The sequence below is a fragment of the Streptomyces sp. NPDC001068 genome (assembly GCF_042897315.1).
Lineage (GTDB): Bacteria > Actinomycetota > Actinomycetes > Streptomycetales > Streptomycetaceae > Streptomyces.
This window is the reverse complement of record NZ_JBIAYD010000003.1, coordinates 527,468-549,219: the sequence shown is the minus strand read 5'-3', so window position 1 is coordinate 549,219 and position 21,752 is coordinate 527,468. Positions and strand designations below refer to the sequence as shown.

At 71.7% G+C, this 21,752-nt stretch carries 19 protein-coding genes and 1 pseudogene; 9 read left to right on the top strand and 11 right to left on the bottom strand.

Features of this window, described 5'->3' with window-relative positions:
* Window positions 1–296: 296 nt before the first annotated feature.
* On the bottom strand, window positions 297–1,583 hold the full coding sequence (locus ACFY3I_RS11875) for an ATP-binding protein (RefSeq protein ID WP_390860442.1): 1,287 nt from the start codon (window positions 1,581–1,583) through the stop codon (window positions 297–299).
* 103 nt (window positions 1,584–1,686) lie between these two features.
* Window positions 1,687–2,805 carry a hypothetical protein gene (locus ACFY3I_RS11870; protein WP_365284212.1) on the bottom strand — a complete coding sequence of 373 codons (1,119 nt, stop codon included), beginning with the start codon at window positions 2,803–2,805 and terminating at the stop codon, window positions 1,687–1,689.
* 132 nt (window positions 2,806–2,937) lie between these two features.
* Here ACFY3I_RS11870 and ACFY3I_RS11865 point away from each other — a divergent pair, with 132 nt between their 5' ends.
* The gene (locus ACFY3I_RS11865) at window positions 2,938–4,092 is read left to right on the top strand and encodes a cystathionine gamma-synthase (RefSeq protein ID WP_390860441.1); all 1,155 of its coding nucleotides are present in this window, start codon (window positions 2,938–2,940) and stop codon (window positions 4,090–4,092) included.
* 72 nt (window positions 4,093–4,164) lie between these two features.
* Here the strand turns inward: ACFY3I_RS11865 and ACFY3I_RS11860 are convergent, their stop codons facing one another.
* The 3 genes from ACFY3I_RS11860 to ACFY3I_RS11850 form a co-directional block, all read right to left on the bottom strand.
* Entirely contained in the window at window positions 4,165–4,413 is a 249-nt protein-coding gene (locus ACFY3I_RS11860) for a hypothetical protein (RefSeq protein WP_365284216.1), read from the bottom strand.
* On the bottom strand, window positions 4,410–4,916 hold the full coding sequence (locus ACFY3I_RS11855; protein ID WP_365284218.1) for a sigma factor-like helix-turn-helix DNA-binding protein: 507 nt from the start codon (window positions 4,914–4,916) through the stop codon (window positions 4,410–4,412). Before ACFY3I_RS11855 ends, ACFY3I_RS11860 begins: the two co-directional genes overlap by 4 nt.
* Before the next feature lie 153 nt (window positions 4,917–5,069).
* Entirely contained in the window at window positions 5,070–5,564 is a 495-nt protein-coding gene (locus ACFY3I_RS11850; protein ID WP_365284322.1) for a MarR family transcriptional regulator, read from the bottom strand.
* Between the two features lie 167 nt (window positions 5,565–5,731).
* Here ACFY3I_RS11850 and ilvA point away from each other — a divergent pair, with 167 nt between their 5' ends.
* From ilvA to ACFY3I_RS11835, 3 genes are all read left to right on the top strand, one after another.
* A complete protein-coding gene (gene ilvA, locus ACFY3I_RS11845; RefSeq protein ID WP_390860440.1) occupies window positions 5,732–6,961 on the top strand; it encodes a threonine ammonia-lyase in 1,230 nt (409 codons plus the stop codon).
* A gap of 217 nt (window positions 6,962–7,178) precedes the next feature.
* Window positions 7,179–8,192, top strand: coding sequence for an ATP-binding cassette domain-containing protein (locus ACFY3I_RS11840; protein ID WP_365284222.1), 1,014 nt, complete (start codon window positions 7,179–7,181; stop codon window positions 8,190–8,192).
* A gap of 68 nt (window positions 8,193–8,260) precedes the next feature.
* Complete coding sequence (locus ACFY3I_RS11835) at window positions 8,261–9,040, top strand: ABC transporter permease (protein WP_390860514.1); 780 nt, start codon at window positions 8,261–8,263, stop codon at window positions 9,038–9,040.
* 52 nt (window positions 9,041–9,092) lie between these two features.
* On the opposite strand, the gene ACFY3I_RS11830 is transcribed toward ACFY3I_RS11835, so the two are convergent.
* From ACFY3I_RS11830 to ACFY3I_RS11820, 3 genes are all read right to left on the bottom strand, one after another.
* Complete coding sequence (locus ACFY3I_RS11830) at window positions 9,093–10,379, bottom strand: hypothetical protein (protein WP_390860439.1); 1,287 nt, start codon at window positions 10,377–10,379, stop codon at window positions 9,093–9,095.
* Window positions 10,380–10,578: 199 nt separating this feature from the next.
* Window positions 10,579–11,079, bottom strand: a complete 501-nt coding sequence (gene greA, locus ACFY3I_RS11825) for a transcription elongation factor GreA (protein ID WP_365284228.1) — start codon at window positions 11,077–11,079, stop codon at window positions 10,579–10,581.
* A gap of 169 nt (window positions 11,080–11,248) precedes the next feature.
* A complete protein-coding gene (locus tag ACFY3I_RS11820) occupies window positions 11,249–11,647 on the bottom strand; it encodes a DUF4307 domain-containing protein (protein WP_390860438.1) in 399 nt (132 codons plus the stop codon).
* A gap of 137 nt (window positions 11,648–11,784) precedes the next feature.
* Between ACFY3I_RS11820 and mca the strand changes: the two genes are divergently transcribed.
* Complete coding sequence (gene mca, locus ACFY3I_RS11815) at window positions 11,785–12,666, top strand: mycothiol conjugate amidase Mca (protein ID WP_365284233.1); 882 nt, start codon at window positions 11,785–11,787, stop codon at window positions 12,664–12,666.
* Window positions 12,659–12,898, top strand: a complete 240-nt coding sequence (locus ACFY3I_RS11810; protein WP_365284235.1) for a hypothetical protein — start codon at window positions 12,659–12,661, stop codon at window positions 12,896–12,898. The genes mca and ACFY3I_RS11810 overlap by 8 nt, the downstream gene beginning before the upstream one ends.
* A 6-nt stretch (window positions 12,899–12,904) precedes the next feature.
* Here the strand turns inward: ACFY3I_RS11810 and ACFY3I_RS11805 are convergent, their stop codons facing one another.
* Window positions 12,905–16,105, bottom strand: coding sequence for a tetratricopeptide repeat protein (locus tag ACFY3I_RS11805; protein ID WP_390860437.1), 3,201 nt, complete (start codon window positions 16,103–16,105; stop codon window positions 12,905–12,907).
* 167 nt (window positions 16,106–16,272) lie between these two features.
* The gene (locus ACFY3I_RS11800) at window positions 16,273–16,671 is read right to left on the bottom strand and encodes a hypothetical protein (RefSeq protein ID WP_390860436.1); all 399 of its coding nucleotides are present in this window, start codon (window positions 16,669–16,671) and stop codon (window positions 16,273–16,275) included.
* Window positions 16,672–16,870: 199 nt separating this feature from the next.
* Here ACFY3I_RS11800 and ACFY3I_RS11795 point away from each other — a divergent pair, with 199 nt between their 5' ends.
* Window positions 16,871–17,497 carry an ArsR/SmtB family transcription factor gene (locus ACFY3I_RS11795; RefSeq protein ID WP_390860435.1) on the top strand — a complete coding sequence of 209 codons (627 nt, stop codon included), beginning with the start codon at window positions 16,871–16,873 and terminating at the stop codon, window positions 17,495–17,497.
* A 110-nt stretch (window positions 17,498–17,607) separates the two neighbouring features.
* On the opposite strand, the pseudogene ACFY3I_RS11790 reads toward ACFY3I_RS11795, so the two are convergent.
* A pseudogene (locus tag ACFY3I_RS11790) lies at window positions 17,608–17,835 on the bottom strand (Uma2 family endonuclease); the annotation flags it as partial.
* A gap of 228 nt (window positions 17,836–18,063) precedes the next feature.
* Here ACFY3I_RS11790 and ACFY3I_RS11785 point away from each other — a divergent pair.
* Complete coding sequence (locus tag ACFY3I_RS11785) at window positions 18,064–20,091, top strand: thioredoxin domain-containing protein (protein WP_390860434.1); 2,028 nt, start codon at window positions 18,064–18,066, stop codon at window positions 20,089–20,091.
* Window positions 20,092–20,465: 374 nt separating this feature from the next.
* Window positions 20,466–21,752 carry a glycosyltransferase family 2 protein gene (locus ACFY3I_RS11780; protein ID WP_390860433.1) on the top strand — a complete coding sequence of 429 codons (1,287 nt, stop codon included), beginning with the start codon at window positions 20,466–20,468 and terminating at the stop codon, window positions 21,750–21,752.

Here is a 21,752-nt window from a genome sequence, read left to right as displayed (position 1 = left end):
CCGCGTCGCGCCGACGGAGGACAGGGGCGTATGAGAGTAGATGTCCGCATGATCAGGATCCTGCGGCGGACCCCACCGGCACGCATCCCGGACACGGCATCCGGGCTAGGGCGTGCGGCGAAGGCACCGCCTTCCTTCGGGTGAACGACGGTGCGTCCTACCGTCGCGACCGCTTCGATCCGCGGGACCGGAGGCCCTCCACTCGTCGGGATCCCGCCCCCGAGGCGTGGAGAGCCACGGGCCGGGCGGAAGCCGTACCGCCACACCGGAAACGGGGGCCGGGCGGGGGTTCCGGCTCAGAGCCGACGGTACTTCTCGATGTCCTCCGCGAACTCCTGGACAGCCTGTGCGGTGAGCGTCGGCCGTGTGTCGGCGATGGCGGTCATGTAGTCCTCCGTCGTCGCCGGCCGTCCCTGACGATGGGTGACTTCACGCTCGAACGCCGCCTGGGCACCTTTGCGGGCGGCGAATTCGATGTCCGCCGGGGTGAACAGTTCGCTCGCCCGGACGAGTTGGGCGACATCCACCGACCCTTCGGCGACTCTGAGGTAGCGGCTCCAGATCGCCGCGCGGGCGGTCGCGTCCGGCGGGCCGATGGGGATCACGTAGTCGAACCGGCCCGGACGCAGGAACGCCGCGTCCAGGGAGCGGACCGAGTTGGTGGCGCAGGCCAGCAGCCGCGCGTCGTGCTCGCGGAAGAGGGGGATGAGCTTCAGCAGCTCGTTGGTCACGCCGTGCCCGGGATCGACCGCCTTGCCGGAGCGCGCGCCGGCGATCTCCTCGACCTCGTCGATGAAGAGCAGGACCGAGTCCAGTTCCGCCAGATCCGCGAAGACCTCCCGCAACGCCACGGCCAGACCCTCGCTCGTGTCGGCCGCGAGCCGGGAGGGGAAGAGCTCCACGAACGGCCAGCCGAGCCGGGAGGCCACCGCCTTGGCGAAGCTGGTCTTCCCGGTGCCCGGCGGCCCGAACAGGATGATCGCCTTGGGCGGGGCGACACCGTACCGGTCCGCCAGCGCCGGTTCGGTCAGCGGGAGTACGACACGGCGATCGACGACGTCCTTCTCCTCCTCCATGCCGGCCATGGCGTTCCACAGGCCCTCGGGCAGCATGCGCCCGCCCAGCGAGGCGAGGACCTCCGCGTTGGCGGTGACGACGGGTTCGAGTTTCTCGTAGTAGGTGAGCCCGTCGCGGAACCGGTAGCCGGAGTTCTCCAGCGCCTTGGTCCCCGCCGCTTCGGCGGGCAGCAGCGCGCTGATGTGGCGCACACCCAGTGCGCGCAGACGCCGTTCGAGATCGGCGAGGAGGGCGCTGCCGATCCCGCGCTCACGCCAGCGGGAGGCGAGCGCCACCAGGAGGATCCACCCCCGCTTTCCGTGCGCCTGGGCCACCGCCATGCCGACCAGTTCGTCGCCGACGACCGCGACGACCGCCGGCTGTCCGGCCTTGGCCGCCGTCATGACCTCGGAGACCGCGAACACCTGGTCCTCGTCGGCCCGGCGGCTCTGGTCCCAGATGTCGATCGCCTGGTCGAGATCGTCTTCGTGGTACTCACGCAGGTGCCAAGCGGGCATGGCCACCACCTCACGCGGCGTGGGCCTTCCATTGTTCCCTCCACGGCGCCGCACGACGACCCGAGGCGGCCGCCGGGCGGCCCGTCGGACTCCGAGAGCCCCGGTACGCCCCTCAGCCGGGCAGCGTCGCGGGGGTGCCGCCGTTCGCCTCGTAGCCCGCGACCGCCAGCGCGCGGTACAGGGCGAACTCGGCGGCCGGGTTCGCGGACAGGGTCCACGGCAGGGCTCCCACGTGCCCGTCGACGTGTATCAGCTCGCCCATGGCCTCCGCCCAGCGCTCGGAGCGGACCAGGAAGAAGACCAGCAGATGCCGCACGTGGGCGAGCATCGGGTCGTCCTGGCGGGCCGAGTGCACCGCGTGCAGGGCGCCGTGGACCGCCTTGGTGACGACCTCGCTCTGGTAGAAGCTCGCCACCAGGTTGACCTCGGGGAGGTGCTCGAAGACCGCGAACAGCGGCATCGCGGCCAGCAGCGAACCCCGCGGAGCACGTGCGGCGGCGGCCTCGGCGAAGGAGTACGCCAGCTCGCGCGAACCGTGCCACTTCTCGCACCAGTAGTGCAGGGCCGCGAGATGCGCCCCCATGTGCGTGGGCGCCCGGTCCAGGATCTTCAGCCAGAGCTTCTCGAACTCCGGCTGCGAGTAGTTCAGCCCACGGGCCACCGACATCTCGACGATGCAGGGCACCGGATCACCGGGGGAGAGCAGAGCCGCCTGACCGCAGGCGTCCCTGGCCTCCTCCATGATGATCCGGAAGTCGTCCGTGCCCGGCGTCGACGTCCGCCACGCCTGCTGGACCAGGAACTCCGCGTGGACGGCCGCGCCGCCCGCGTCCTTGGGCCGCTCGGCACGCCACACCCGCAGCCACTGCCCGCCCGGCGTCTCGCTGACCCCGCCGGGCCGCTCCTCGAGCTCCAGCGCCGCGGCGCCGGCGAAGGCCTGCACCCGCTGCCAGCGCAGCTCGCCGCCGATCTCCGTGCCCGCGAGCAGCTGCGCCGCCGCGTGGTAGTCGTGGGTGCGCTGCACCAGGTCCAGGACGTCGAGCAGGTCGTGATCGGGTCCGGGCATCCGGACGTCCAGGTCCTCCTCGCGCACGAAACCGTAGTCCGCCGGGTCGGCGGCGTCCGGGTGGCTCGGGTGGACCCGCTCGATCATGCCGCGCCGCCGCCGCAGGACGGGGAGCAGCACGAAGCTCAGCAGGAGCAGCGCCATCAGGGCCCAGAGAATCGCCATGCGTCAAGCGAACCAGACGGCGCCGACAATTGGCCAACCGGTCTCCGTGCCTGTGGACAACGCGGCGGCGGGCACCGGCCGCGGACCGGTGCGGGGGTCTCGGCGCGGTCATGAGCACTAGGCTCATGACCCATGAGCGACAGGCACATCAGTCAGCATTTCGAGACACTCGCCATCCACGCGGGCAACACGGCGGACCCCCTCACCGGTGCGGTCGTACCGCCGATCTACCAGGTCTCGACCTACAAGCAGGACGGCGTCGGCGGTCTGCGCGGCGGCTACGAGTACAGCCGCAGCGCCAACCCCACCAGGACCGCCCTCGAAGAGAACCTCGCCGCGCTGGAGGGTGGCCGCCGCGGGCTCGCGTTCGCCTCCGGGCTGGCCGCCGAGGACGCCCTGCTGCGCACGCTGCTCAGCCCGGGCGACCACGTGGTCATCCCGAACGACGCCTACGGCGGCACGTTCCGGCTGTTCGCGAAGGTCGTCTCCCGCTGGGGAGTGGAGTGGTCCGTCGCCGACACCAGCGACCCGGCCGCCGTGCGCGCCGCGATGACCCCGAAGACCAAGGCGGTCTGGGTGGAGACCCCGTCCAACCCGCTGCTCGGCATCACCGACATCGCCGCCGTCGCCCAGGTCGCGCACGACGCGGGCGCCCGGCTCGTCGTCGACAACACCTTCGCCACGCCCTACCTCCAGCAGCCGCTCGCGCTGGGCGCGGACGTCGTCGTGCACTCGCTGACGAAGTACATGGGCGGTCACTCGGACGTGGTCGGCGGCGCGCTGATCGTGTCGGACCAGACGCTGGGCGAGGAGCTGGCGTACCACCAGAACGCGATGGGCGCGGTCGCCGGGCCGTTCGACTCGTGGCTGGTGCTGCGCGGCACCAAGACGCTCGCGGTGCGCATGGACCGGCACAGCGAGAACGCCACCAGGATCGCCGACATGCTCACCCGGCACGCGCGCGTGATGCGGGTCCTCTACCCGGGACTGCCCGAGCACCCCGGCCACGAGACCGCGGCCAAGCAGATGAAGGCCTTCGGCGGCATGGTCTCCTTCCAGGTCACGGGCGGCGAGGAGGCGGCGGTCGAGGTCTGCAACCGCGCCAGGGTCTTCACCCTCGGCGAGTCCCTCGGCGGTGTCGAGTCGCTGATCGAGCACCCGGGCCGGATGACCCACGCCTCGGCGGCCGGTTCCGCGCTGGAGGTGCCCGCCGACCTGGTCCGCCTGTCCGTGGGCATCGAGAACGTCGACGACCTGCTGGAGGACATCCAGCAGGCACTCGGCTAGGTCCGGCTCACCGGCCGGCCGGGCCCGGCTCACGGCTTGTCCGGGCCCGGCTCACGGCCGGTCCGGGTCGGCTCACCAGCCGACGACGGGCGGAGTCGTCGTGGACGGCGGCTGCGCCCACGGCCGGGCCAGGGACGCCCAGACGGTGAACGCCACCGCCGCCGCGCACAGCAGCAGCCACAGCAGGCGGCGGGCGGCGCGCCGGCGGCGCAGCAGCCGGCCGCCCCGGCGCAGCACCTCGCCGTAGAGGTCCGGCGGCACCCGCGGCGCCCCCTGCTCCATGATCCGCCGGGCCGCGGCCTCGCGCTGGGCGCGGTTCACGAGGGCGCCACCTTCGCTCCCATCACCGTGGGTGCCCCCTTCCTGGGCGGATGCAGCAGGGTGGCGGTGGCCCGGTCGCAGATGTCGTGCACGCGGTCCGTGGGCAGGCCGAGCAGCGCCGCCGTCTGCTCCTCGGCGACCCCCTCGTACAGCCGCAGCACCAGGATCAGGCGTTCCTGGGGGGTCAGGACGGCGAGGGCGCTGTGCGGGTGCGCGCGGGTACGGCTCAGCGGACCGCCGTACTGGTGCCAGACCGAGTTCGCGAAGCGCAGGGCCAGATGCTGGCGGGCCCGGTCGTACGGGTCCTCGCCCCGCAGCCGGTCCCAGCACGCGTACGTGTGCGCGAGCGCCAGGGTCAGCAGGCGTCGCGCCCGCGGGTTGGCGTCGGGGGCCTCCGCGGTGAGCAGGGTGGCGGCATGGAGGAGCCGACCTGCCGCGCCCGCGACGAATGCCTCGAACTCCCGGGCCCGGCGGGCGTCCTGGAACGCCTGCCGATCACGCACCGTGCCTCCCCGTCCGTGGGCCCCACCGCGTCCGGGAACCGGACACGGGTGCGGATGCGGTGTCGATACGGGTTCGACGGAGCCCCGGTCTCATATGAGGCCAGGGGTGCCCCCACGGTCAAGAGCCGGGCGGCACGCACGCGTGCCGGGTTTTCAGGACGCAGGCGGTGCGTCCGGGCCCGGCTGCACGGACATCCGTGCCGACAGGGCGGTGTTGAAGCGCGTGAGCAGCGCGCAGAAGGCCTCGCGCTCCTCCGGCTCCCAGTCCTGGGTCAGCTCGGCCATCAACTGCCGCCGCGACGAACGTACTTCGTCCAGCCGCGCCAGCCCGCGCGGGGACAGCTGGAGCACCACGGCCCGCCCGTCCTCGGGGTGCGAGGTGCGCTTGACGAGCCCGGTGTCGACCAGCGGGGCCACCTGCCGGGTGACCGTGGAGGAGTCGATGCCCATGCTCGCCGCCAGCGCCTTGACCCCCATGGGGCCTTCCTTGTCGAGGCGGTTGAGCAGCAGATACGCGGCGCGGTCCATGGAGTTGCGCACCTGACCGACGCCGCCGAGCCGGGTCTGTTCGGCACGGCGGGCGAACACCGCCACCTCGTGCTGCAGCGTGTCGAGGAGGCCGGTGTCACCGACGGTCGTCATGTCCATCGACATTTCAGGTGTTGTGGGCATGGCCGGGGGCTCACTTCAGGAAGAGTGCTGGTGTGGGGGACAGAGTACGCGGACAGGGGTCGAGTCGTACCGGCGCTGCGCAAACCGGTCTCGGAGGTTGGTCACACCCGAGGTTCCGCTCTGTGAACTGCGAGACTTGAACCATGAGCTACAGCACGGCCGACTCCTTGCGCCCGGTCACCCTCGACGACGTGCGAGGTGCTCAGAAGATGCTCAGGGGCGTGGCGCGGGTGACCGCGATGGAGACCAGCAGGCACCTGTCCGAGCTGGTCGGCTCGCCGGTCCACCTCAAGTGCGAGAACCTCCAGCGGACCGGTTCGTTCAAGCTGCGCGGCGCCTATGTGCGCATCTCCGGCCTGCTGCCCGAGCAGCGTGCCGCCGGGGTGGTGGCGGCCAGCGCCGGCAACCACGCCCAGGGCGTGGCCCTGGCCTCCGCGCTGCTCGGCGTGCACGCCACGGTGTTCATGCCCGAGGGCGCCCCGCTGCCCAAGATCAGCGCGACCCGCGAGTACGGCGCGGAGGTACGGCTGCACGGGCAGGTGGTCGACGAGACGCTGGCCGCCGCCCAGGAGTACGCGGCCGAGACCGGCGCGGTGTTCATCCACCCCTTCGACCACCCCGACGTCATCGCCGGCCAGGGCACGGTCGGCCTGGAGATCCTGGACCAGTGCCCGGAGGTCGGCACGATCGTCGTGGGCGTCGGCGGCGGCGGGCTGGCCGCCGGGATCGCGGTCGCGGTGAAGGCGGTCAGGCCGGACGTCCGGATCGTCGGCGTCCAGGCGGAGGGCGCGGCCGCCTATCCGCCCTCGCTGGCGGCCGGTCGCCCGGTCTCGGTGCGCAACCCGGTCACGATGGCCGACGGCATCAAGGTGGGACGGCCGGGCGAGGTGCCGTTCGCACTGGTCGAGGAGCTGGTCGACGAGGTCCGCACGGTCGGCGAGGACCGGCTCTCCGCCGCCCTGCTGCTCTGCCTGGAGCGGGCCAAGCTGGTCGTGGAACCGGCCGGAGCCGCCCCGGTGGCGGCCCTGCTCGCCGAGCCCGGCGCCTTCGCCGGACCGGTCGTCGCGGTGCTCTCCGGCGGCAACGTCGACCCGGTGCTGATGCAGCGCGTGCTGCGGCACGGCATGTCCGCGCAGGGCCGTTACCTGGCCGTACGGCTGCGGCTGACCGACCGGCCGGGCGCTCTGGCCACGCTCCTCGGGGTGCTGTCGGGAGCCGACGCCAACGTCCTGGACATCAGCCACGTCCGGACCGACCCCCGTCTCGGGCTCTCGGAGGCGGAGGTCGAACTGCAGCTGGAGACCAAGGGCCCGGAGCACTGCGCGGAGGTCGGGCGGGCGCTGCGCGAGGCCGGATACACGGTCATCGACTGACGAGGGCCCGGGCCCGGCGGGAGACGGCCGGGCCAGGTCCCGTTCATTCACTCGTTCGAGAAAATCTGTCGACGGACGCGATACATCGCGTTATGGTGTGTCCCGTGGCCACGGTCGTGCCCGCCCGCCTGCCGTTCGTACCGGCGAAAACCATAGGCGGCCCGAAGCGCGCATACCTAGCCTTTCTCGAAGAATCCTCGACGACGTGGAGACACATATGCCAGGCGCCATCTACGCCGAAGGCCTGGTGAAGACCTTCGGTGACGTAAGGGCTTTGGACGGCGTCGACCTCGATGTCCCCGAAGGCACCGTCCTCGGACTGCTCGGCCCCAACGGCGCCGGCAAGACGACGACCGTCCGCTGTCTGACGACCCTGCTCCGCCCCGACAGCGGCAGGGCGGTCGTCGCCGGGCTGGACGTGCTCGGGCAGCCGGACGCCGTCCGCCGCTCCATCGGCCTGTCCGGACAGTTCGCGGCGGTCGACGAATACCTGACCGGCCGGGAGAACCTCCAGATGGTCGGCCGTCTCTACCAGATGGGCGCGAAGCAGGCCAAGGCCCGCGCGGTCGAGCTGCTCGAGCAGTTCCACCTCACCGACGCCGCCGACCGCCCCACCAAGACCTACTCCGGAGGCATGCGCCGCCGCCTCGACCTCGCGGCCGCCCTGGTCGTCTCGCCGCCCGTGATGTTCATGGACGAGCCGACGACCGGCCTCGACCCGCGCAACCGCCAGCAGCTGTGGGAGGTCATCAAGCAGCTCGTCTCCGGCGGTACGACGCTGCTGCTCACCACCCAGTACCTGGAGGAGGCCGACCACCTCGCCCACGACATCGCGGTCGTCGACCACGGCCGTGTCATCGCCCAGGGCACCTCCGACCAGCTCAAGGCCCGCACCGGCGGCGAGCGCGTCGAGGTCGTGGTGCACGAACGCGACCACATCCCCACCGCGGGCGAGGTGCTGCGCGGCTTCGGCAAGGGCGAGACCACCGTCGAGGAGCACACCCGCAAGCTGACGGTCCCCGTCACCGGCGGCGCCAAGCTGCTCGCCGAGGTCATCCGCGAGCTGGACTCCCGGGGCATCGAGATCGACGACATCGCGCTGCGCCGCCCGACCCTCGACGACGTCTTCCTGTCCCTGACCGGGCACACGGCCGAGGAGAAGACCGAGGACACCGGTGAACAGGGCCAGAAGAACACCCGCAAGGACAGCCGCAAGGAGACCGTGAAGTGAGTGCCGCCAGCGACACCGTGCGGGTAGCCGCCCCGGGCAACGCCGTCAGCCAGTCCTTCCGCGACTCGATGGTGGTCGCGAAACGCAACCTGATCAGGATGTCCCGGATCCCCGAGATGCTGATCTTCGGGCTCATCCAGCCGATCATGTTCGTGGTGCTGTTCACCTACGTGTTCGGCGGCTCGATCCAGGTCGGCTCGTCCACCTCCACCCAGGCCTACCGAGAGTTCCTGATGGCGGGCATCTTCGCGCAGACGGTGACCTTCGCCACCGCGGGCGCGGGTGCCGGCATCGCCGACGACATGCACAAGGGCCTCATCGACCGCTTCCGGTCCCTGCCCATGGCGCGCGGCGCGGTGCTGACCGGGCGGACCATCGCCGACCTGGTGCAGACCGCGCTCACCCTGGTCGTGCTGGCCGTCGTCGCGCTGATCGTCGGCTGGCGCACCCACGAGAACATCGGCAAGGTGCTCGCCGGCTTCGGCCTGCTCCTGCTGCTCGGGTACGCGTTCTCCTGGATCGGCGCGCTCATCGGCCTGTCCGTGCGCACCCCGGAAGCCGCGACCTCGGGCGGTCTGATCTGGCTGTTCCCGCTGACGTTCATCTCGAACGCGTTCGTGGACGCGAGCCACCTGCCGACGTTCCTGCGGCACATCGCGGAGTGGAACCCGTTCAGCGCCACCGTGCAGGCCGCCCGTGAGCTGTTCGGCAACCTGCCGCCGGGCTTCAACGCGTCCGACGCCTGGCCGATGCAGCACCCGATCGTGGCCTCGCTGATCTGGTCGGTCGTGATCATCCTGGCCTTCCGCACGCTCGCGGTCCGCAAGTACCGCCGGGCTGCGGGCTGAGCAGGGGCGGCTCGGGCCGGCCGGCTGCCCGAGGCGCCGCCTCGGACGGTCGTCAGGTCGGGCTCTGGTCCCGGCGGCGGCGCGCGATGACCAGCGTGCCCGCACCCGTGACCAGAGCCGCGGCGGCCACGCCCGTGATCGGCAGCGCCGAGGACCCGGTCTCCGCCAGGCTGCCGCCGTTCGCCGTGGCCCCGCCGCTGCCGGACGCCGACCCACCGGCCGAGCCGCCCGACCCGCTCGCCGATCCGCCTGCCCCGCCGCCCGACCCGCTCGCCGAGCCGCCCGACCCGCTCGCCGAGCCGCCTGCCCCACCCGTCGAGCCGCCTGCCCCGCCCGTCGAGCCGCCTGCCCCGCCCGTCGAGCCTGTCGGCTCCCCACCGGTGACGTCCAGGGTGATGTCGGCCTTGTCGTCGGCCTTGAGGGGGTCGAACGGAAGCGCCTCGGTGCTCAGCGCCACCGTCCCCTTCGCGTGCGCCACGCGCTTCTCGATCTTCAGTCTGAAGGTGTAGGGCTGTCGGCCGCCCTCGTTGAGAGCTCCCGCGAGCATGCCGCATCGGTACGCCGCGCCCTTGGCCTTGCAGAACATGGCGGTCTTGACGACCGACGTTCCGGCGGGCGGCGTGACGACGACGCTGACGGACGGGATCTCCGGCCGGCCCATGACCCAGGCGGGGCCGGCGTTGACGAACTCCACCTTCATCGGCACCGTTTCACCGACCTCGCCCTTCAATGTGGCACCCGTCACCTGGTAGTCGGCCGTGTTGACGGAGGTGACGGGCAGATGGACGACTCGCGTGGACCCCGCGCCCCCGGCCTGTCCTTCGACCAGTTTCAGCGCCGGTGCGGTGCCCGCCACCGGCGCGGTGCCGTTCTCGTCCACCCCTGGATCTTCTTCCCCGACACGCAGCCACAGTTCGTCGTAGAGCGCGCGATCCAGTGCCTTCACGCGCAGAGGCCTGTCGGTCGTGTAGACGACGCCCGGCTGCACCGCCTGGTCGAACTCGCACGCCACCGTCCACAACTCGGGCATCTCGTCGTAGGAGCGGACGTACTGTGCCCGGCAGTTGGAGGGAACCTCCGTGAAGTCGAGTCCCCGGGTGACGGCGTAGTGGACCCACACCTTGTCCGCGGCTTCGGTGCCCTTGTTCGCCACGGTGACCGGCAGGTCGAAGGTGGTCCCCGGTTTCACCCCGTCGATCGGCCCGATGCCCCCGACGACCAGTTCGGCCGCGGTCTCATCGGCGAAGGCGGCGGGGGCCGCGGCCAGCGCGATCAGGCCGGCGGCCCCGAGGGTGGCGGCGGCCCGGGAGACGCGGCGGCTGTGCGGACGCATCGGCATGGAGGGAACCCCTGTCGGAACGGGGGCAAACGGACGGTTTTCCCCGGGTGAACATTCCTGCGTCGCCAGACTCCCGAGGGCCTCGAACGGTTGCACGGCCGCTGCCTCCGCCGCCCTGCGGCGCACCATGGCCGTGCGGCGCGCACGACGACGATGCCCCCGGCGTCCACGGGACGTCGGGGGCAGGTGGCTTCGGGGGTCAGCCGGAGTAGGGCTCGGCCTTGAGGATCTTCACCGAGGCCTTCTTGCCGTTCGGCAGCTCGTACTCCGCGTCCTCGCCGACCTTGTGTCCGATGACACCGGTGCCCAGCGGGGACTGCGGCGAGTAGGTCTCGACGTCGGCGCTCGCGTACTCGCGCGAGGCCAGGAGGAACGTCATGGTGTCGTCCTCGTCGCCGTCGAAGGCGATGGTCACCACCATGCCGGGCGCGACGGCGCCGTCCGCGGAGGTCGGAGCCTCGCCGACCTTGGCGTTCTCCAGGAGCTGGGTCAGCTGGCGCACACGGAGCTCCTGCTTGCCCTGCTCCTCCTTGGCCGCGTGGTACCCGCCGTTCTCGCGCAGGTCGCCCTCCTCGCGCGCGGCCGCGATCTTGGCGGCGATCTCCGTGCGCGCAGGACCAGACAGGTACTCCAGCTCGGCCCTGAGCTGGTTGTACGCCTCCTGGGTCAGCCAGGTGACGTTCTCACTGGTCTGGGTCACAGGTGCTCCTCGTAGGTACTGGGAATACAAAGCATCGCCCTACCCAGAAGCATGTTCCTTCACGGAAGGGCGAAACCACGAGCCTAACAATTCAACGGCGTAAGGGGGAGGACATAAGCCATCAGAATCACGTCGGCGCAGGTGAGGCTCTACGTATTCGTGACAGGTGTCAGCCCGTGTGGCAGCCGAGCAGTTCCGCCGTGGTGCCCCGGGCCGTCGTACGGAGGGTGACCACGCGGTCGATCTCGGTCGCGGAGCCGGTGAAGCGGAAGTCCGCCCGGCCCACCTCGGAGCCGTCCGCGGACTGGGAGCGCAGGGTGCAGTACCCGGAGGCGCCGGCGTCCTTGTGGACCTCCAGATGCACCTTGACGGCGCTGTCGGAGGCGTCGAAGGCGACCACCTGGGCGCTGATCTCGGTCTTCACCACATAGTGGTAGGCGAAATAGCCGACCAGGGCGAGCAGCAGGGCGCCGAGGACGGCACCGGTGATCTTGAGCTTGCGGTCGGCGGCCTCGTCCGAGGGGCGGCCGTAGCGGCCCTCGGGCAGCCGCGTACTCGCGGTACTCATGATCGTCCTCCTGGCAGGAACCCTCCCGGACCCGGCAGGACCCGGACCCCGGAATTATTCGCCCCCCGATTCGGTCACTATAGAAGCGCCGATCGCACCCGAAGAAACCGGGGCGCCGAGTTACCGAGGATTGAGTCTTGACTGACCAGCTGCGACTGATGGCCGTCCACGCCCACCCCGACGACGAGTCGAGCAAGGGCGCGGCGACCATGGCGAAGTACGTGTCCGAGGGGGTGGACGTGCTGGTCGTGACCTGCACGGGCGGGGAGCGCGGCTCCATCCTCAACCCCAAGCTGCAGGGCGACGAGTACATCGAGGAGCACATCCACGAGGTACGCAAGAAGGAGATGGACGAGGCCCGGGAGATCCTCGGCGTCAAGCAGGAGTGGCTCGGCTTCGTCGACTCCGGCCTGCCCGAGGGCGACCCGCTGCCGCCGCTCCCCGAGGGCTGCTTCGCCCTGGAGGACGTCGACAAGGCGGCCGGTGAGCTCGTCCGCAAGATCCGCGCGTTCCGCCCGCAGGTGATCACCACCTACGACGAGAACGGCGGCTACCCGCACCCCGACCACATCATGACCCACAAGATCTCGATGGTGGCCTTCGAGGGCGCGTCCGACGCCGAGAAGTACCCCGAGGCCGTGTACGGGCCCGTTCACGAGCCGCGGAAGCTGTACTACAACCAGGGCTTCAACCGCCCCCGCACCGAGGCGCTGCACGAGGCGCTGCTGGCGCGTGGCATGGAGTCCCCGTACGGCGACTGGCTGAAGCGGTGGAACGAGAGCGAGCGCACCGAGCGCACCCTGACCACGCACATCCCGTGCGCGGACTTCTTCGAGATCCGCGACAAGGCACTGATCGCCCACGCCACGCAGATCGACCCCGACGGCGGCTGGTTCAAGGTTCCGATGGACCTCCAGAAGGAGGTCTGGCCCACCGAGGAGTACGAGCTCGCGAAGTCGCTCGTCGACACCTCCCTCCCCGAGGACGACCTCTTTGCGGGCATCCGCGACAATGCCTGACATGAGCGCAAGCGCAAACCTGGCACTGACGCACCTCGTCCCCCTCGCCAAGGAGGTCGACGAGAACAAGGTCACCCCCGGGGTCCTCGGTTTCATCGTCTTCGCGGTGATGGCCCTGGCCGTCTGGGGCCTGATGAAGTCCATGAGCAAGCACATGCAGAAGGTCGACTTCAAGGAGGCCCCGGACGCCAAGGCGGACCCGGGGACTCCGGTGGCCGGCCCCAAGGGCTGACCCGAATCACACCGCGTCCGGCACCGGCACCCCCATCACCTCGCGGGCGTGCCGGCTGGGAACCATGCCCAGACGCCAGGCCTGCCAGCCGGACTCCAGGGTCACCCCGCGGTCCAGCAGCAGGCCGTACGTCGTGATGTGCTCGGTCAGCTTCCCGTCGCGCAGCGGGTGGGCGCCGCGGGAGAGCTGGGCCAGCTCCTCCCGGGCGACCGCCGTGCCGACCTCCACGCCGCCCGGCGCGGCGTAGGGGAGCAGGGTGCAGCGCAGGAACCGCGCCCAGTCCTCGCCGCGGCGGTCGCCGTAGGACGAGAACAGCGTGGCGGCCTCCTCGCACAGGGCCAGGGCCTGCTCGGTGCGGCTGTTGCCGGCGTCCACGACGGCCAGCTCCAGACAGGTCCAGGCCTCGCCGTGGACGACACCGATGCGCTGGAAGTCGGCGCGGGCGTCGACCAGGAGCTGGCGGGCGAAGCCGGAATTGCGCAGCGAGCCGGTCTGGGCCGCCCGCTGGTCGCGGGTCACCCGTGCCGAGTGGTGGCGGGCGCAGGCCAGTCCGTAGACGTCCCGCATCCGGGAGAACATCGTGCGTGAGCGCTCCAGCTCCCGGACCGCCAGGTCCAGCGTGCCGGTCTCCTCCAGCGCCTGACCGAGGTAGTAGACGGTCCAGGCCTCGCCGCGCGCGTCCTCGTTCTCCCGGTGCCGGACGGCCGCCTGCCGCAGTGCGTCCACCGCCGGGGAGGCGTCACCGTCCACCAGCCGGGTCCGCGCCAGCTGGGTCAGCGCCCAGGCCTCGCCACGGGCGTCGCGGGTACGGCCGTAGCGTTCCAGCGCCGCCCCCAGCTCGCGCTCCGCCCGGGGCACGTCACCCATCCGCAGCGCCAGCTGACCGAGCTGGAAGTGCGCCCAGGCCTCGCCGTGCACCGAACCGCCCTCCGCGTGCAGCACGAGCGAGCGGGTGAGCAGGTCCAACGCCTCCGCCAGCCGGGCGCGGTCGCGCTGCACCGCCGCCAGCGCGTGCATCGTCCAGGCCCGGTCGGTCGCCAGCTGGGGAGCCGCCTGGAGATCCAGCGCCTCCTGGAGCCTGGCCGCCGCCTCGGTGAGGTTGCCCTGGTGGTGCAAGGTGATCCCGAGGGAGCACAGGGCGCGCGCCGCGCCGGCGTCGTGGTGCGCCTCCATGTAGAGGTCCACGACCGAGGCGAGGGTGGTGCGCGCCTTGTCGAGTTCGCCCAGGTGACGGGCGGCGATACCGGTACGCCACTGCACCGAACGCACCAGCAGTCCCTGGTCCACCGCCTGCGCCAGCTCGCTGATCTCGCCGAGCCGGTACAGGTCGCCGCGGAGCAGGCAGTAGTCGCACAGCGCGCCCAGCAGGTTCTGCACGGCCGCCTGGTCGACGCCCTCGGCGTGCCGCAGCGCCGCCGTGATGAAACTCGACTCGTCGTCCAGCCAGCGCAGTGCCTCGTCGAGCGAGGTGAAGCCGTGCGGGCTGAACCGGTCCGAGCGGGTCGACATGTTGCCGTCCACCAGCCGCAGCACGGAGTCGGCCAGCTCCCCGTAGTTCACGATCAGCCGCTCCTGCGCGGCTGTACGGTCGGCGGGCTCCTCCTCGTCGGCGAGGCGGGCCTGGGCGAAGGCACGCACCAGGTCGTGCAGCCGGTAGCGGCTGCCCCGGACGTGGTCGATCAGCCCGGCCCGCGCGAGCGCGGCCAGCTGCCGGCCGGCCTCCGCCTCGTCGGTGGCCAGCAGGGCCGCCGCGGCCGCCGCGCCGAGCGAGGCCCGCCCGGCCAGCGCGAGCCGTCGCAGCAGCCGGCGTCCGATGTCCGACTGGTCGGTGTAGCGCAGCCACAGCACCCGCTCCACGGGCTCGACCGGTCCGTAGGCGTCGAGGTCCGTCGCCAGCTGGAGCGGTGAACGCGAACCCAGCGACGAGCCCGCCACCCGCAGCGCCAGTGGCAGCCCGCCGCACAACTCCCGGATCCGCTCGGCGGACTGCGCGTCGTACGGCCCCGACGCGTCCTGCGCCGCCGCGCCCAGCAGCTCCTCCGCGCCCGCCGCGTCCAGCGCCGTCACCGGAAGCTGGTGCACCCAGGCCGGCAGGTCCGCGGGCAGGTCGAGCGGCTTCCGGGTGGTGACCAGGACCAGGCTGTCCGAGCGCTCCGGGATCAGCGTGCGCACCTGCTCGGCGTCCGAGGCGTCGTCCATGACGATCGTCACCGGCAGTCCCGTCAGGTGCTGGTGGTACAGCTCGCTCAGCCGCTTGACCTGCTGGTCGGGCGAGGAGCGTTCGCGGAACAGCAGTTGTTCGCGCGGCGCGCCCAGCCGGTTGAGCAGGTGCAGCAGCGCGTCCCGGGTGGGCAGCGGCGGTTCGCCGTGACCGCCACCGCGCAGATCGACCACGACGGCACCCCGGAAGAAGTCCTTCAGTTCGTGGGTGGCCCGGACCGCGAGCGTGGTGCGCCCGGAGCCCGGCTCCCCGTGCAGGACCACCACGGTCGGACGGGTCTCCGTGGTCGCCCGTGCCGCCTGCGCCCACTGCCGGATGCGTGCCAGCTCCTGGTGACGCCCCGCGAACGCGTTGTCCGCGTCGGGGAGCTGCCCGAACGACTGCTGCAGCACCGTGCGCCTGCGGGCCGCCGCGCTCTTGTCCGCGCCGCGCAGCCCCGGGGCCTGCTTCTTCGGACCGGTGGACGCGCTGAGCACCCGCTGCTGGTCGAGGAAGGGGCGGATGCCCCGCACCTCCAACGCGGTGAGCCACTGCAGACGCAGCTGCTCGGGACCGCCGGGCTGGCCCGCCTCGCCGGCCTCGTGGTGCGCGGCCGGGAGGTGCGCGCCGGCGACCTTGACGACCGTGGCGGCCGCGCCGATCACTCCGGCGGCCACGCCCGCGCCGAGTGCCGTACCGGCGCCCGTACCCAGGGAGAGGTCGGCCACGGTGGCGGCGGCTCCCGCGACGGCCGCCACCAGCAGGGAGGTTCCGGCGCCCGCTCTGGCGTACCGCTGGGCGAAGCTCTGCCGGGCGGCCGCCCTCGTGTCGAGGGCGTGGGTGTAGGTGTCGTACTCCTCGGCGGCGTTCTGTGCCATCGCCTCCAGGCCGCCGCGGGCCCGTGACAGCAGCAGCTGTCCGTCGACGCGGCCGCCGGAGCGGCGGACCTCCTCCTCCACGGCCGTCACCAGCAGCCGGTCGGCTTCCGCCCGATGGGCGTCCCGCATGTCCCGTCCCCCTCCAGCGGTAACTCCTTTGGCTACGAGTGTCCTTGGGAGAAGGCGAAGTGGCGAGAGGGCCGGATCATCGAAGCGCGATCACCGGGGGCCTGGGGCGTCGGCACGGCGCGTCGAGGGCGGCCCACCGGGGGCGGGAGCGTCGGGGAACCGGCCGGTCAGCGTGGCGCGGGCTCGCTCTGCCGGCCCTTGGACAGCGCCAGGAAGACACACGCCGCGGCCAGGCAAGCCTCGGCGACCGCGCTGCCGAGCGCCTCCAGCAGGGCCGTGCCGACCGCCGAGGTCGTTATGTCGAACCACGCGTCCAGGATCGCCACCGACGCCGTCGCCGAGGCCGTCAGACGGGCCCGGGCGTCGCCGCGCAGCCCCAGCACGGCCGTGGCCGCGCAGCCCACCGCCATCAGGACGTCCAGCCCGATCCAGGCCAGCCGCCAGTTGTGCACCTCGGCCCTGGTGGGCAGCGTGAGCGCCAGCACCACCATCCACGGTACGAGCAGCACGGCGGACGATCCCAGAAGGATCAGCGCCCACCTCTTCAACCGCCTCGTCCGCTTCATCCTCCGCGCCTTCGTCGCCGTCGACCCCTCTAACATCTGCGCCCCCTCGCGTTGTTCCGGCTCCGCGGAACCGTGCGTGCCCACGGCTCCTCCGGCATGCCCCCACGCTAGACCGCAGAGAAATCTCTGCAAAGAGAATTCGGTGGACATCGGGGAAGGATCAGGGTTCCCCCAGGGGTCGCGGGGATACGGTGACCGCATGACCGACGGCACGCCCAGGACGCCCGCCGCGCCCGACCCGGCAGCGCACACCGAGCTGACCGGCCCCGAACGCACCGCCCTCTACAAGGTGCTGGGCAACCCGCTGCGCCGCCGGATCCTCGACTATCTCGGCCGGCACGGCGAGGCCAACTCCACCGTGCTCGCCCGTGAACTCGGCGAGAGCTCCGGCACCACCAGCTACCACCTGCGCAGACTCGCCGAGCTGAGGCTCATCGAGGAGATCCCGGAGAAGTCGGGAGGACGCGAACGGTGGTGGCGGGGCCTGCCGTTCAGTCACACCGCGCCCGACCCGGCCACCATGTCGGACGAGGAGTACGCGGCGGCCGAGCATCTCGCCCTGCTCAGGATCGAGGTCGACACCAGGCTGTTCCGCCGCGCCCACGAGGAGTACCGGGGCCCGCAGGGCTGGTCCCAGGTGCAGCGCGCCGGCGCCTGGATGACCAAGGACGACCTGCACGCCTTCGTCCACGCCTACCAGGAGCTGCTCGACCGCTACAGCCGCCCGGACGACGCGGTCCCCGACGGGGCGCGCCGGGTCAGTCTGCGTTTCTACGCGGCGCCCGACACCGTGCCGGAGCGGGAGGGCGAACCTGCCGGTCCCTGAGGCGCCCCGGCCCGTGCGGGTTCCGGCCCCTGCGGGCCTCGCCGCTGGGGCCGGGTCCTGTGAGCGGCCGGGACCCGCACGGACCGGCCGGCTGGTGGCCTCGCCCCATCGCGGACGTCGAAGTCCGTGTCGGCGTTCCAGTCCGGACCCGCGGCGGCGTCCAGGGCATTGGCCAGGACCCGAGTCAGCCGGTTGTGCCGTTCGGAGGCGCTCGGGCTAACGACGACCATCCCGTCCACGATCTCGATGCCGGCGCACTGTTCCTCGGACCAGGAGTCGTACTGCTCCGCGCTGATCTGTGTGTGCATCCACGCGGGCGCCACCATCTCGGCGGTCACGGTGTACCTCCTTCGAGGAGCCTCGGCAGGTCCGGCGCTGCCGCGCCCAGCCTGCTGTTGCGAGGTGTCGGACCGTCCGACTCGGACGAGCGCCGGGGAGAGTCCGGCACCGCCCCGGGGAGGGGGGACCGCCCGCCGCGTGATGACTCACAGGTGCGATTCCGTCGGGCGAGGCGGGGTCGCGAGGGTTCGGCCGTTCGTACGAGGCGTTGTGAGAGGCTGGGACGCATGAACCGGCTGGCTGGTGTGACCTCGCCTTATCTGCTTCAGCACGCGGACAATCCGGTCGACTGGTGGCCCTGGGAGCCGGCGGCCTTCGAGGAGGCGCGGCGGCGTGACGTGCCGGTCCTGTTGTCGGTCGGGTATTCGGCGTGCCACTGGTGCCATGTCATGGCCCACGAGTCCTTCGAGGACCGGGCGACCGCCGACTACCTCAACGAGCACTTCGTCGCCGTCAAGGTCGACCGCGAGGAACGGCCGGACATCGACGCCGTCTACATGGAGGCCGTGCAGGCCGCGACCGGGCAGGGCGGCTGGCCCATGACCGTCTTCCTGACGCCCGACGCCGAACCCTTCTACTTCGGCACCTACTTCCCGCCCGCCCCGCGGCACGGGATGCCCTCCTTCCGGCAGGTCCTGGAGGGGGTCCGCAGCGCCTGGGCGGACCGGCGGGACGAGGTCGCCGAGGTCGCCGGGAAGATCGTGCACGATCTCGCCGAGCGGGAGATCAGCCATCAGGGCGACCGGCCGCCGGGCGAGCAGGAACTCGCCCAGGCCCTGCTCGGGCTCACCCGTGAATACGACGAGCAGCGCGGCGGGTTCGGCGGCGCCCCCAAGTTCCCGCCGTCCATGGTCGTCGAGTTCCTGCTGCGGCACCATGCCCGGACCGGTTCCGAGGGCGCCCTGCAGATGGCCGCGGACACCTGCGAACGCATGGCCCGCGGCGGCCTCTACGACCAGCTCGGCGGCGGCTTCGCCCGGTACTCCGTCGACCGCGACTGGACCGTGCCGCACTTCGAGAAGATGCTGTACGACAACGCCCTGCTGTGCCGGGCGTACGCGCACCTGTGGCGGGCCACGGGGTCCGAGCAGGCCCGCCGGGTCGCGCTGGAGACCGCCGACTTCATGGTGCGTGAACTGCGCACCGAGGAGGGCGGGTTCGCCTCCGCCCTCGACGCCGACAGCGACGACGGGACCGGCGCGCACGTCGAGGGCGCGTACTACGTGTGGACCCCCGCGCAGCTCGCCGAGGCCCTCGGACCGGACGCCGACCTCGCCGCCCGGTACTTCGGCGTCACCGAGGAAGGCACCTTCGAGCACGGCCGATCCGTTCTCCAACTGCCCCAGCAGGAAGGCGTGTTCGACGCCGAGAAGGTCGAGTCGGTCAGGCGGCGGCTGCTCGCGAAGCGCGCGGAGCGCCCCGCGCCGGGCCGGGACGACAAGGTCGTCGCCGCCTGGAACGGGCTCGCCGTCGCCGCCCTCGCCGAGACCGGGGCGTACTTCGACCGGCCCGACCTGGTCGAGGCCGCGGTCGGCGCCGCGGATCTCCTCGTGCGGCTGCATCTCGACGACCAGGCGAGGATCGCCCGCACCAGCAGGAGCGGCCGGTCCGGTGCCCACGCGGGCGTGCTGGAGGACTACGGCGACGTCGCCGAGGGCTTCCTGGCGCTGGCGTCCGTGACCGGCGACGGCGTCTGGCTGGAGTTCGCGGGGCTGCTGCTCGACCATGTCCTGGTCCGGTTCACCGACCCGGAGACCGGCGCCCTGTACGACACCGCCTCGGACGCCGAGCGGCTGATCCGCCGGCCGCAGGACCCGACCGACAACGCCGCGCCCTCCGGCTGGACGGCGGCCGCCGGTGCGCTGCTCGGCTACGCCGCCCACACCGGGTCGGAGCCCCATCGCACGGCGGCGGAACGGGCGTTGGGTGTCGTCAGGACGCTCGGCCCGCGGGTGCCGCGCTTCATCGGGTGGGGCCTGGCCGTCGCCGAGGCGCTGCTCGACGGCCCGCGCGAGATCGCGGTCGTGGGACCGGGCCCCGGGGACGCCCGTACGGCCGCTCTGCACCGCGGCGCGCTGCTGGGTCTGGCCCCTGGCGCGGTGGTGGCCGTGGGGACCCCGGAGAGCGACGAGTTCCCGCTGCTCGCCGGCCGCCCGCTCGTCGAGGGCGGGGCGGCCGCCTACGTCTGCCGCCACTTCACCTGTGACGCCCCGACCACCGACCCGGAGCGGCTGAAAGCGGCGCTGGGGGGCTGACGGCCCGCACGGGCGGGAGGTCGGATTCGGGCGCGTGTTCGAACTGATCGCGCCTGCTGCTTGTCGCGTCGAAACATGTCATTTATCGGAAGAGTTCGTGCTCTTCACATCACCCCCATATGATCTCGTCGCGCCGTGACTCGTGTGACACAACGTCACGGCCGGGGAGGGATTGGAGAACCGGGGCCCCCGCGCACCCGCCGTCCGGCGGCTCGGCACGTCCGTGACGAGCAAGGTGTGAAGATTTTGTGAGCGAAGTTTGTGCTCCGTGTGGCCCCTGTTCACCCGACAACTCCTAGCATCGCTGAAGCAGTGCCCGGTTCTGTCGCTTTTCGGACCGAGGCAGCCTTGTTATGTGGGGGGAGAACGCAACATTGTCCGAGTTCTTCGACCAGCTGTGGTCGTGGATCGTCGAGGCTGTGGGGGAAACTTCGTGGCGAGAGCTGATGCCGCTGGGGCTTGCCGGACTCTTCGTCTGGGCGCTCTGGCTGTACCGAGCGGTGCTCTCCCGGTTCGCCAGACCAGTCGTCAACAACTTCCGCACCAGTGTCTCCGTGGTGGTCCCGGCGTACCGGGAGGACCCCGACATCCTGCTGGAGTGCCTGGACACCTGGCTCGCCCAGGATCCGGCTGAGATCATCATCGTTCCCGACGTCGAGGACCACGAGGTACTGCGCCGGCTGTCGCTGGTGGAGGACCCCCGCGTGCGGGTGCTCGCCTTCGAACACAGGGGGAAACGTTCCGCCCTGGGGGTCGGCATCCGTGCCGCCACCGGGGAGGTCCTCGTCCTGGTGGACTCCGACACCCGCTGGGAGCCGGGGCTCCTCGACGCCGTTCAGATGCCCTTCGTGGACCCCGCGGTCGGCGGGGTGGGCACCCAGCAGAACGTCTACCAGCGCACCACCAGCGTCTGGCGCCGCATAGCCGACTGGCTGGTCAACCTCCGCTACTACGACTACGTCCCGGCCATGGGCCGGGCCGGAGCCGTGGCCTGCCTGTCGGGCCGTACGGCCGCCTACCGGCGGGCCGCGGTCCTGCCGGTCCTGGACAACCTGGAGAACGAGTTCTTCCTCGGCCGCCGCTGCGTGGCCGGTGACGACGGCCGGCTGACCTGGCTGGTGCTCGCCTCCGGCTACCGGACGGTGCACCAGTCCTCCGCGCGCGCGGTCTCCATGTTCCCCTCGTCCTTCCGGGCCTTCGTGAAGCAGCGGGTGCGGTGGAGCCGCAACTCCTACCGGTGCTACCTGACCGCGCTGTACAAGGGCTGGCTCTGGCGGGTCCCCATGGTCACCAAGATCAGCGTGCTGCAGATCCTGCTCACCCCGGTGACCATGGGCATGGCCCTCGGCTACCTGCTGCTGAACCGGCTCGACCTCAGCGCGCGAGGCATCGCCCTCACCCTCGTCTGGCTGCTGCTGGGCCGCGCGGTCCGCGGCTACTCGCATCTGCGCAGGCACCCGCAGGAGATCCTGCTGCTGCCGCTGACCGCCGTCGTGGTCATCATGATCTCGCTGCCGATCAAGCTGTACGCCTTCCTCACCATGAACAAGCAGGGCTGGCTCACCCGCAGTTCCTCCAGCGTCGGGGGCGAGGGCCAGAGCGCGGCCACCCTCTCCGGCGGCGGTCAGAACCACTCCGCTCTCCAGCCGGAGGTGATCTGA